General features: G+C 58.5%; 8 protein-coding genes. 7 read left to right on the top strand and 1 reads right to left on the bottom strand.

Annotation, left to right across the window (positions count from 1 at the left end; translation table 11 throughout):
- Positions 1-69 precede the first annotated feature (69 nt).
- The 7 genes from phoB to ACOTW6_RS03255 all read left to right on the top strand — a co-directional run bounded on the left by phoB (position 70) and on the right by ACOTW6_RS03255 (position 11,318).
- On the top strand, positions 70-759 hold the full coding sequence (gene phoB, locus ACOTW6_RS03225; protein WP_003859122.1) for a phosphate response regulator transcription factor PhoB: 690 nt from the start codon (positions 70-72) through the stop codon (positions 757-759).
- Between the two features lie 21 nt (positions 760-780).
- Positions 781-2,076: a phosphate regulon sensor histidine kinase PhoR gene (gene phoR / locus ACOTW6_RS03230; protein ID WP_017383159.1), complete on the top strand. Its 1,296-nt coding sequence runs from the start codon at positions 781-783 to the stop codon at positions 2,074-2,076.
- Positions 2,077-2,485: 409 nt separating this feature from the next.
- The gene (gene brnQ, locus ACOTW6_RS03235; protein ID WP_003859118.1) at positions 2,486-3,805 is read left to right on the top strand and encodes a branched-chain amino acid transporter carrier protein BrnQ; all 1,320 of its coding nucleotides are present in this window, start codon (positions 2,486-2,488) and stop codon (positions 3,803-3,805) included.
- An 81-nt stretch (positions 3,806-3,886) separates the two neighbouring features.
- On the top strand, positions 3,887-5,260 hold the full coding sequence (gene proY, locus ACOTW6_RS03240; protein WP_062933841.1) for a proline-specific permease ProY: 1,374 nt from the start codon (positions 3,887-3,889) through the stop codon (positions 5,258-5,260).
- A 163-nt stretch (positions 5,261-5,423) separates the two neighbouring features.
- The gene (malZ, locus tag ACOTW6_RS03245; RefSeq protein ID WP_062933840.1) at positions 5,424-7,241 is read left to right on the top strand and encodes a maltodextrin glucosidase; all 1,818 of its coding nucleotides are present in this window, start codon (positions 5,424-5,426) and stop codon (positions 7,239-7,241) included.
- A gap of 91 nt (positions 7,242-7,332) precedes the next feature.
- Complete coding sequence (locus tag ACOTW6_RS03250) at positions 7,333-9,942, top strand: DUF2339 domain-containing protein (protein ID WP_062933839.1); 2,610 nt, start codon at positions 7,333-7,335, stop codon at positions 9,940-9,942.
- Complete coding sequence (locus ACOTW6_RS03255) at positions 9,939-11,318, top strand: DUF3999 domain-containing protein (protein ID WP_062939333.1); 1,380 nt, start codon at positions 9,939-9,941, stop codon at positions 11,316-11,318. The genes ACOTW6_RS03250 and ACOTW6_RS03255 overlap by 4 nt, the downstream gene beginning before the upstream one ends.
- 49 nt (positions 11,319-11,367) lie before the next feature.
- Here the strand turns inward: ACOTW6_RS03255 and ACOTW6_RS03260 are convergent, their stop codons facing one another.
- On the bottom strand, positions 11,368-11,970 hold the full coding sequence (locus ACOTW6_RS03260; protein ID WP_003859113.1) for a peroxiredoxin C: 603 nt from the start codon (positions 11,968-11,970) through the stop codon (positions 11,368-11,370).
- Positions 11,971-11,995: the final 25 nt, after the last annotated feature.

Raw genomic sequence — 11,995 nt, forward strand, 5'->3', positions numbered from 1 at the left:
CATAAATCTGACGCATAATGACGCCGCATTACAGACTTGTAACTTAAATACGATAAGACAGGGCAAAGTATGGCGAGACGTATTCTGGTCGTAGAAGATGAAGCTCCGATCCGTGAAATGGTGTGCTTCGTGCTTGAACAAAATGGCTTCCAGCCGGTTGAAGCGGAAGATTATGACAGCGCGGTGAACCAGCTGAATGAACCCTGGCCCGATCTGATCCTGCTGGACTGGATGCTGCCTGGCGGTTCCGGATTGCAGTTTATCAAGCATATCAAACGCGAGGCGATGACCCGCGATATCCCGGTGGTAATGCTGACGGCGCGCGGCGAGGAAGAGGATCGCGTGCGCGGTCTGGAAACCGGCGCGGACGATTACATCACTAAACCGTTCTCCCCGAAAGAGCTGGTGGCGCGTATTAAAGCCGTGATGCGCCGTATTTCACCGATGGCGGTGGAAGAGGTGATTGAGATGCAGGGGCTGAGCCTGGATCCTACCTCACACCGGGTCATGACCGGTGAAAATCCCCTCGATATGGGACCGACCGAATTTAAGCTCCTGCACTTCTTTATGACCCACCCGGAGCGCGTTTACAGCCGCGAACAGTTGCTGAATAACGTCTGGGGAACTAACGTCTATGTCGAAGACCGAACGGTTGACGTCCATATTCGCCGCCTGCGTAAAGCACTGGAACTGAGCGGCCACGATCGCATGGTACAGACGGTCCGCGGCACGGGTTATCGCTTCTCGACCCGTTTCTGAACAATGACAGGAGTGTGACGCGTGCTGGAACGTCTGTCATGGAAAAGGCTCGTCTTTGAACTGATCTTATGCTGTATTCCTGCCCTCATTCTGGGGGCTATCTTTGGCTATCTGCCGTGGTTTTTACTGGTGGCCGTGACGGGATTGCTCGTCTGGCATTTCTGGAATTTACTGCGTCTCTCCTGGTGGCTGTGGGTCGACAGAAGTATGACCCCCCCGCCGGGAAGCGGGAGCTGGGAACCGCTACTCTACGGCCTGCACCAGATGCAGATGCGTAACAAAAAGCGCCGTCGTGAGCTGGGAAGCCTGATCAAACGCTTTCGTAGCGGTGCGGAGTCGCTGCCGGACGCGGTGATCCTGACGACAGAAGAAGGGACAATCTTCTGGTGTAATGGCCTCGCGCAACAGCTGCTGGGCCTGCGCTGGCCGGATGATAATGGTCAGAACATCCTGAACCTTCTGCGTTATCCCGAGTTCACGCTGTATCTGAAAAAGCGGGATTTTTCGCGCCCGCACAATCTGAAGCTCAATAACGGTCGCCATCTGGAAATCCGCGTGATGCCCTACAGCGATCGGCAGTGGCTGATGGTGGCGCGGGACGTTACCCAGATGCACCAGCTTGAGGGCGCGAGACGTAACTTCTTTGCCAACGTCAGCCACGAGCTGCGTACGCCGTTGACGGTGCTTCAGGGCTACCTGGAGATGATGCAGGAGCAAACGCTTGAGGGGGCGCCGCGTGAGAAAGCACTGCATACCATGCGGGAGCAGACGTTCCGCATGGAAGGGCTGGTCAAACAGCTGCTGACGCTTTCAAAGATTGAGGCTGCCCCGTCGCTGGCGCTAAACGACATCATTGATGTGCCGATGATGTTGCGGGTGGTGGAGCGCGAAGCCCAAACGCTGAGTCATAATCAGCACACCCTGAGTTTTGACGTTGATAACACGCTGAAAGTGCTCGGCAGTGAAGATGAGCTGCGAAGCGCTATCTCAAACCTGGTCTATAACGCCGTGAATCATACCCCGAAAGGGACGCATATCGCGGTGTGCTGGCAGCATACCCCGGCGGGCGCTGAGTTTAGCGTCGAGGACAACGGGCCGGGGATTGGGCCCGAGCACCTCCCGCGTCTCACCGAACGATTCTACCGGGTGGATAAGGCGCGCTCGCGGCAGACCGGCGGGAGCGGACTGGGACTGGCAATTGTGAAGCATGCCGTCAGCCACCACGAAAGCCGGCTCAATATCGAAAGCACCCTGGGTAAGGGCACGCGCTTTAGCTTCGTGATTCCGGAACGATTAATTGCCAAAAAAAGCGCCTGACGGCAGATGTGTCAGGCTACCTTTCCACGGGCCAGCGATTGCTGGCCCGTTTGCTTTGCAGTCAAGCGAAACGCGGATGAATATTATACGGCTGGTGCTTTTTTGTTCGCATGATTAGCCATGAGTTTTTCTTATACATGGCATATTATTTTGGTCTGAATTTTCATGCTGGCATATTGTTCTGGTTTTACGATCCCTTCTTGCCTTTAAACGTTATAAGCGTTTAAATTGCCCCCCATATACTGTCAGACCGACTGTATTTGCGTGGTAAATCGAAAAACTCTTCTTCGCCACGCCAGGACGGGAGCATATCCCGCTGAAATTGAGCAAATTTTCCGCTGTATCGTCCCGTGAGGGATGGCGAAAATCTCAACGTATTCAACACCACATCCACAGGCAGTAAGGTTTTATGACCCATCACTTGAAATCGCGTGACATTATCGCGCTGGGCTTTATGACATTTGCGCTGTTCGTTGGCGCAGGTAACATCATTTTTCCTCCAATGGTTGGCTTACAGGCGGGTGAACACGTCTGGACGGCTGCGTTTGGCTTCCTGCTTACTGCCGTGGGCCTGCCGGTACTGACCGTTATCGCGCTGGCGAAAGTCGGTGGCGGTGTGGACAGCCTCAGCACCCCGATTGGCAAAGTGGCTGGCGTTCTGCTGGCAACCGTCTGCTATCTGGCCGTTGGCCCGCTGTTCGCGACCCCGCGTACGGCGACCGTCTCCTTTGAAGTGGGTATCGCCCCGCTGACCGGTGACGGCGCGATGCCGCTGTTTATTTACAGCCTCATTTACTTCGCCATCGTGATTCTGGTTTCTCTCTATCCCGGCAAACTGCTGGATACCGTGGGTAACTTCCTGGCTCCGCTGAAAATTGTGGCGCTGATCGTGCTGGCGGTTGCGGCCATCGTCTGGCCTGCGGGGCCCATCAGCTCCGCGATGGACGCTTATCAGAACGCGGCGTTCTCAAACGGTTTCGTGAACGGCTATCTGACAATGGATACGCTGGGTGCGATGGTGTTTGGTATCGTTATCGTTAACGCCGCGCGTTCCCGCGGGGTGACCGAAGCGCGCCTGCTGACTCGCTACACCATCTGGGCTGGCCTGATGGCCGGTGTCGGCCTGACGCTGCTGTATCTGGCGCTGTTCCGTCTGGGTTCAGATAGCGCAACGCTGGTCGATCAGAGCGCAAACGGCGCGGCGATCCTGCATGCTTACGTGCAGCATACCTTTGGTGGTGCAGGCAGCATGCTGCTGGCGGCGCTGATTTTCCTGGCTTGTCTGGTGACGGCGGTGGGTCTGACCTGCGCCTGCGCGGAGTTCTTCGCCCAGTATCTGCCGCTCTCTTACCGCACGCTGGTGTTTATCCTCGGCATCTTCTCCATGGCGGTGTCAAACCTCGGTCTGAGCCACCTGATTCAGGTGTCAATTCCGGTGCTGACGGCGATCTATCCGCCATGTATCGTGCTGGTGGTGCTGAGCTTCACCCGCCCGTGGTGGCATAACTCGACGCGAATTATTGCGCCGGCCATGTTTATCAGCCTGATTTTTGGTATCCTAGACGGGATCAAAGCATCAGCATTTGCAGAAATCCTGCCAGCCTGGACACAGCGTCTGCCGCTGTCCGAGCAGGGCCTGGCCTGGCTGATGCCTTCCGTTGTAGCGCTGGTTCTGGCGATTATCTGGGACCGTGCGGCAGGGCGTCAGGTGACATCCAACGCCCATTAATCAACGGCAACAAATTGTTTAACCACGGGGCTTAAGGCCCCGTGGTTTTTTGTTTTTTTCGTGTTGAATGGCAAGATTTTAATGGAAAGCACTAACAAACTTAAACGTGGATTGAGCACCCGCCACATCCGCTTTATGGCGCTGGGCTCGGCTATCGGCACCGGTCTTTTTTATGGCTCGGCAGATGCCATCAAAATGGCCGGTCCAAGCGTTCTGCTGGCCTACATCATCGGCGGCGTGGCGGCCTATATCATCATGCGTGCGCTGGGGGAGATGTCGGTTCACAACCCCTCTGCCAGTTCCTTCTCCCGCTACGCACAAGAAAACTTAGGCCCGCTGGCCGGGTTTATCACCGGCTGGACCTACTGCTTTGAAATCCTGATTGTCGCCATTGCCGATGTGACGGCGTTTGGCATCTATATGGGGGTCTGGTTCCCCGCCGTGCCGCACTGGATCTGGGTACTGAGCGTGGTGCTGATCATCTGCGCCGTCAACCTGATGAGCGTGAAGGTGTTTGGCGAGCTGGAGTTCTGGTTCTCCTTCTTCAAGGTCGCGACCATTATTATCATGATCCTCGCCGGTTTCGGCATCATCATCTGGGGTATCGGCAACGGTGGGCAGCCAACCGGCATCCATAACCTGTGGAGCAACGGCGGCTTCTTCAGCAACGGCTGGCTCGGGATGGTCATGTCGCTCCAGATGGTCATGTTCGCCTACGGCGGTATTGAGATTATCGGCATCACCGCCGGGGAAGCGAAAGATCCGGAGAAGTCCATTCCGCGCGCCATCAACTCGGTGCCGATGCGTATCCTGGTGTTCTACGTGGGCACGCTGTTTGTGATTATGTCCATCTACCCGTGGAACCAGGTGGGTACCAACGGCAGCCCGTTTGTCCTGACTTTCCAGCATATGGGCATTGCGTTTGCCGCCAGCATTCTCAACTTTGTGGTACTGACCGCCTCGCTGTCGGCCATCAACAGTGACGTGTTCGGCGTGGGTCGTATGCTGCATGGCATGGCGGAGCAGGGCAGTGCGCCGAAGGTGTTTGCCAAAACGTCGCGTCGCGGCACCCCGTGGGTAACGGTGCTGGTCATGACCGTGGCGCTGCTGTTCTCGGTCTACCTGAACTACATCATGCCGGAGAACGTCTTCCTGGTGATTGCGTCGCTGGCGACCTTCGCCACCGTATGGGTGTGGATCATGATCCTGCTGTCGCAGATTGCGTTCCGCCGCCGTCTGTCGCCGGAAGAGGCCAAAGCGCTGAAGTTTAAAGTGCCGGGCGGCGTGCCAACGACCATTGTCGGCCTCATCTTCCTGGTCTTCATCATTGGCCTGATTGGTTATCACCCGGGTACCCGAATCTCCCTGTACGTGGGCTTCGCGTGGATCGTCCTGCTGCTGGTGGGCTGGATGTTTAAATGTCGCCGCGATCGTCAGCTGGCGGAAGCACAGTAAGGTAAAAATGCCGGGTGGCGCTGCGCTTACCCGGCCTACATTCCCTTTTGCCCTGGAAAAAATCTCCTCCTCCGTTCTCCTCCCCCAATAATCCCGAACACGATGAGCTATCTTTAATCACCCTGTGGCAAGGTGACGTCAATTTCATCAAAGGGGATTCGTGATGTTAAACGCCTGGCACCTTCCGGTTGCCCCATTTGTTAAGCAAAACAAAGACAACCTTGTGATTACGCTCTGGCTGGCAGGGGACAATCAGCCTGAACGTGTGACCCTGCGCGCCGAAGTGGATAACGAAGAAACGTCGCTGAAAATGCACAAAGTGCGCAGCCAGCCGCAGCCGGGCGTCACGGCGTGGCGGGCAAATATCGATTTGCGCAGCGGGCAGCCGCGTCGCCGCTACGGCTTCAAGCTGCTGTGGAACAACCGGCAGCTGTGGTTTACCCCGCAGGGCTTCAGCCGTTTTCCTCCGGCCCGGCTGGAGCAGTTTGCCGTGGATCACCCGGATAACGGCCCGCAGTGGGTTAACGATCAGGTCTTTTACCAGATTTTCCCGGACCGCTTTGCGCGCAGCGAAAAGCGCACCGCCGATCAGGATAAGGTTTATTACCATCATGCGGTCGGTCACGACATCATTCTGAAAAAATGGGACGAGCCGCTGACCGCCCAGGCGGGGGGATCGACCTTTTACGGCGGCGATCTCGACGGTATCAGCGAAAAACTGCCGTACCTGAAAACGCTCGGCGTGACGGCGCTGTACCTGAACCCGGTGTTTAAAGCGCCAAGCGTGCACAAATACGATACGCAGGACTACCGCCACGTTGACGAGCAGTTTGGCGGTGACGAGGCGCTGCTGCGGCTGCGGCACAACACGCAAAAAGAAGGTATGCGCCTGATCCTTGATGGCGTGTTCAATCACAGCGGTGATTCTCACGCGTGGTTTGACCGTCATAATCAGTCGATGGGCGGGGCGTGTCATAACCCGGATTCGCCGCAGCGCGACTGGTACAGCTTTAACGAGGAGGGGCGCGCGCTGGACTGGCTGGGCTACCCGAGCCTGCCGAAGCTGGATTTCCAGTCGCCCTCTCTGGTGAACGAGATTTACGGCGGCGACGACAGCATCGTGCGCCACTGGCTGAAAGCGCCGTGGAACATGGACGGCTGGCGACTGGACGTGGTGCATATGCTGGGTGAAGCAGGCGGGGCGCGGAATAACCTTCAGCATGTCGCCGCCATTACCCGGTCGGCAAAAGCGGCCCGCTCGGAAGCATTCGTCTTCGGGGAGCACTTTGGCGACGCGCGGCAGTGGTTGCAGGCTGATGCAGAAGACGCGGCGATGAACTATCGCGGCTTCACCTTCCCGCTGTGGGGTTTCCTCGCTAACACCGATATCTCTTACGATCCGCAGCATATCGACGCCGAAACCTGCATGGCGTGGATGGAAAACTATCGCGCTGGCCTGTCGCATCAGCAGCAGCTGCGGATGTTTAACCAGCTCGACAGCCATGATACCGCGCGCTTTAAATCATTGCTGGGTAAAGATGTGGCGCGTCTGCCGCTGGCGGTGACCTGGCTCTTTACCTGGCCGGGCGTACCCTGCATCTACTATGGCGATGAAGTGGGGCTGGAGGGGAATAACGATCCGTTCTGCCGTAAAACCTTCCCGTGGGAGAGTGAAAAACAGGATCAGGATCTGTTCAGCCTGTACCAGCGTATGGCGACGCTGCGCAGGCAGAGTCAGGCCCTGCGCTACGGGGGCTGTCAGGTGATGTACGCCCACGATAACGTAGTGGTGTTTGTCCGCGTCTATAACCAGCAGCGCGTGCTGGTGGCGATCAACCGGGGCGAGGCGTGTGAAGTGGTGCTGGAAGATTCACCACTGCTGGCCGGTAAAACGTGGAAGAGCAAAGAGGGTAAAGCGACGTTCCAGGAGAGCGTGCTCACGCTGCCGGCGATCTCCGCTGCGGTCTGGTTCGGCAGCTAAGCGCAGGCAGAATGGTTTTCACCTTTTAAGATGGCGCAAATGCAACGATTTGTGTCAATCTTAGCGGATCGTTTACGGTGAAGGTGGAAACATGGACGAGCTTTACATCCTTGGCTGTTTGTTCCTGGTTTTTGCGCTGGTCGTGGCACCCGTGCTCGCGGTGATAGGCTTTAACCGAAGCACGGCGGCGCGGCAGGAGATCGCCCGGCTTCGCCAGCGCATTGAGGCGCTTGAGCAGCGCGGTGTCGCTGAGAAAGCGCCGGAGCCGGTGCAGACCGCCGCGCCGGTGGAGACGCCAGCGCCGGTGCCAGAAGCCGTTACCGCACCTGTCGATCCCTGGCGTCCCGAACCGTCCGTCACTGAAGCGGAACCTGCGCCTGTACCGGCGGCAAAACGGCCTTCCGCCTTTGGCGGCATCCTGTCCTCGCTGACGCGCTGGTTTATGCAGGGCAATCCGCTGGCAAAACTGGGGATTGTACTGCTCTTCCTCGGCCTCTCTTTCCTGCTGCGCTATACCGTTGAACATTCACTGTTTCCGCTTGAGCTGCGTCTTGCCGCCACGGCGCTGTTTGCCATGGTTCTGCTGGCCGTGGGATGGCGGCTGCGGCACAGGCAGCGGATCTACGCGCTGATCCTCCAGGGCGGTGCGACCGGCGTGCTTTATCTGACCGTCTTTGGCGCATTCCGGCTGTGGCAAATGCTACCGATGACGCTGGCGTTTGCGCTGCTGGTGGTGATTTGCGCGGCGAGCGTCGGGCTGGCCGTGCTGCAAAAGGCGCTAAGCCTTGCCATGCTGGCGAGCCTCGGCGGATATCTTGCGCCGCTGCTCCTGTCTACCGGGGGCGGTAGCTTTGTGGCGCTGTTCTCCTTCTATCTCCTGTTATCCATCGGCATTCTCGTCATCAGCATCTGGCAACACTGGCGCGAGCTCAACCTGCTCGGGCTGCTCTTCACGTTTGGCGTTGGCGGGGTATGGGGGCTGAGCGACTACCAGCCTGAAGACTATGTTATCTGTCAGCTGTTCCTGATTGCCAATACGCTTATTTTTGGCGTGTTCAGCGTGGCGCTGTCGCTGCGGGCGCAGGAAAAAGGCAAACAGATTATTGACGGCGTACTGCTGTTTGCACCGCCGCTGATTGGTTTTGGGATGCAGTACGGCATGACGTCTCACTGGACGTACGGCCCGGCGCTCAGCGCGCTGGGCTATGGTGCGTTTTATCTCTCACTGGCGTTTCTCGCACTGCGACGCTATCCGTCTGTCGGGCGGCCACTGGTTATGGCGGCGCTGGCGATCGGCGGCGGGTTTGCCACGCTTGCCATACCGCTGGCGCTTTCAGCGCGCTGGACGGCGATGGCCTGGGCGCTGGAAGGGCTGGGTATTCTCTGGCTGGGCGTGCAACAGCAGCAGCGGCGCATGAGCTATAGCGGGACGGCGCTGCTGGTGCTGGCGCTCGGCAGCGCGATATGGGCGCAGATGGACGGCGTTACCTCGCTGAGCCTGCTGCTTATTTTCGCAGTGCTCAGTCTTTGCTGGCTGGCTGCGGCCTGGCTGTGGCAGAAAATCGCGCGGCCGGGCAGTTGGGCACTGCTGGCCGGTGGGCTGCTGTTCTGGTTAGTGGCGCTGCTGGGCGCATCGCAGCTGTTCCTGAAGCAGGAGTTATCGGTTCTGGCAGGCGTAATGGCGCTGACGGCGGCGTCGGCCTGGGGATGGCGGCAGGCTGCCGCTCGTCTGGCGTGGCGGGAGCTGGATGCCAGCAAATGGCTGCTGTGGCCGGTGATGCTGCTGATGGTGCTGTATCAGATCTGGCAACAGCAAATCCTGGCGGCCGGCTGGGCAAATCTGGCCTGGGCTATTGCGCTGCCTGCCGCCCTGATGCTGCTGCGGCGCGACGAAGATAAACGTCTGCCGCGCATCTCAATGGGGCTGCATCTGTCGCTGGTGTGGATGATTTTACTCGCTATAGCCGCCGAGCTTTACTGGTTTGCCCGCTCCCTGCCGTGGGGCATGGCGGCCTGGGGAAGCGGCATTGCGATGGCTGTCGGCGGTGGGGTGATTATGGCGCTCTCCGCGGCCGTACGGCGTCGCGGGTGGCCGTTCCGGGTATGGCCTGCGCTCTACGCCTGCCTTGCCGCGATCCCTGTGGTTGTGGCGCTGGTAGTATTGCTGGTCGTGACTAATTTGCAGGACGGTGTGGTCTATCGACAGACCTGGCTGCCGCTGGTGAACCCGCTTGAGGAAGGGGCGGCGTTCGCGCTGCTGGGGCTGGTGGTGTTTTATCGGGAAGTGGATCGCTACTATCCGGCATCGCTTGCGCAGTCCCGCCCGTGGCCCGCCGTTGCGCTGATGGCGCTTGGCTTCTGGTGGCTTAACGGCGCACTGCTGCGCGCGCTGGCGTGGTACGGCGAGGTGGCCTGGAATTGGGAGTCGTTGTGGCATTCGCGGCTTATCCAGACCACCTTTGCCCTGTTCTGGATGTTCTGCGCGCTGGTGGTCATGATCCGCGCCACCCGTCAGGCCTCCCGTCAGCAGTGGCTTGGCGGTGCGGCGCTGCTGGGGGTGGTGATGCTCAAACTGATGCTGGTGGACAGCGCGGGCGGTGGCGGCCTGGCGCGCGCCGTCGCGTTTATTGGCGTGGCGATCCTGGTCCTGATTGTGGGCTATTTCTCGCCGCTACCGCCTAAAGCAGGAGAAGAAAAATGAAATGGATGAACGCGGTTGTTTGTGCGGCACTGCTGGCTGTGGCCGGTCCGTCATTCAGCGAGGGCGCGCCAGCGGAATCCCCGCGGGATTATGCCTATGGCCTGTCCCTTGATACCTCTGCCTCTTCGCCGTGGTATCGGGTCATGCTGCCGCTGGCGGTTTATCAGCAGAGCACATCGCCCGATCTGCGCGACGTGCGCGTGTTTAATCAGTCGGGCGAGCCGGTACCGTTCAGCCTGGTTACCACGACGCGTCCGCAGCCGGCACCGACCACCACGGCGCTGCGCCTCTTTGCGCTTAACGCCTCGCCGGGCGGGGAAGAGGGCAGCGGTGATAAAATTATGCTACGGGCCAGAAACGGCGTGGAAATTGTGCTGGAAGGGCAACACGCGGCGGCTGCCGGACAGCACTATCTGCTGACCCTGCCGGAAAACGCGTCGGAGATTCCGCTTTCTCAGCTCCAGCTTTTCTGGGACACGCCGCAGGGTTCGTGGCAGGGGACGGCATCGGTCTATTACAGCGAGGATCTGAAAAACTGGTATACCCTGCGTGAAGAGATGCCCCTGCTGGACGTAATGAGTGGACAGGATCGCCTGAAGCTCGACCGCATCGATACCGATCTGGTGTTATCGCCTGAGGCGAATCGCTATCTGCTGCTGGTGCTGAACACGGGGCGTTCTGCCCTGACGTTAACCGGCGTCAACGCGATTAACGCGCCTGCGCAGCCGGAATCTGAGCACATTAGCCTGGCGGGAGAGGGGGAGCGGTTATCCGAAAGCGAAGCCGTGTGGCGCTGGAAACATCCGCAGCCTCTGAGTGCGATCGGCTTTATGCTGAATGGCGACGGCGTTCTCCCGGCAGAAATAGCCTGGCGGGAGGCGGATAAGGATCGGTGGCATACGCTGAAAAAAGAGGTGATCTACCAGCTCGGCGGCAAAACTTCTGAACCTGTTCCGCTCCCGGGCGGGCTGGTCGAGGCGGTGAAAATTAAGACCCTCAATGCGCGACTGCCTGAGAACCTGCCTGGCGTAACCGGGCAACGCGTGCGCTACGATCTGGTGTTCAACGCGCAGGGGAAGGGGCCGTACCTGCTCGCGTGGGGGAACGGGGCTGCGAAACCGGCGAGCGTGGAGACGGATATGCTGATCCCGACCGAACTGCGTAAAACCTACGATCTGGCAGCCCTGCCGGTGGCGGATACGCTGGAACCTGTCCCGCTGGGTGGCGAGGCGCGTTTAACCGCGACGTCTGCGGCTGATCAGGAAAGCAGAATGAAAACGCTGATGGTCTGGGGCGTACTGATTGCGGGGGTGATGGTGCTTGCGGGTATGGCATGGCGCATCTGGCGCGAGGTAAAAAAAGACGGCGCAGCATAAGCCATAAAAAAACCCGCGTATTCGCGGGTTTTTTCGTAAACCGTGCCGATTACAGGCTGGATACGTTCTCGGACAGGTATTTAGCTACGCCGTCTGGGGAAGCCGCCATACCTTCTTTACCTTTTTCCCACTGAGCCGGGCACACTTCACCGTGCTCTTCGTGGAACTGGAGCGCGTCAACCATGCGCAGCATTTCGTCGATGTTACGACCCAGCGGCAGATCGTTGACAACCTGGTGACGAACGATGCCGTTTGCGTCGATCAGGAAAGAACCACGCAGTGCAACGCCAGCGTCCGGATGTTCGATACCGTAAGCCTGCTGGATTTCGCGTTTGATGTCCGCAACCATCGCGTATTTCACCGCACCGATGCCGCCGTTTTCGACAGGGGTGTTACGCCATGCGTTGTGTACAAATTCAGAGTCGAAGGAGACGCCAACCACTTCCACGCCACGCTTCTGGAATTCTTCGTAACGTTTGTCGAACGCGATCAGCTCAGACGGGCAAACGAAAGTGAAGTCCATTGGCCAGAAGAACAGAACGGTCGCTTTACCGTTGGTGTGCTGTTTGAAGTTGAAGTTTTCAACGATTTCACCATTGCCCAGAACGGCGGCAGCTGTAAAATCCGGAGCCGGACGAGTTACCAGAACCATATGATTCTCCTGTAGATACTAAGGT

Origin of the sequence: Enterobacter cloacae complex sp. IR5403, from assembly GCF_049238705.1 — a bacterium.
Taxonomy (GTDB): domain Bacteria; phylum Pseudomonadota; class Gammaproteobacteria; order Enterobacterales; family Enterobacteriaceae; genus Enterobacter; species Enterobacter hormaechei_C.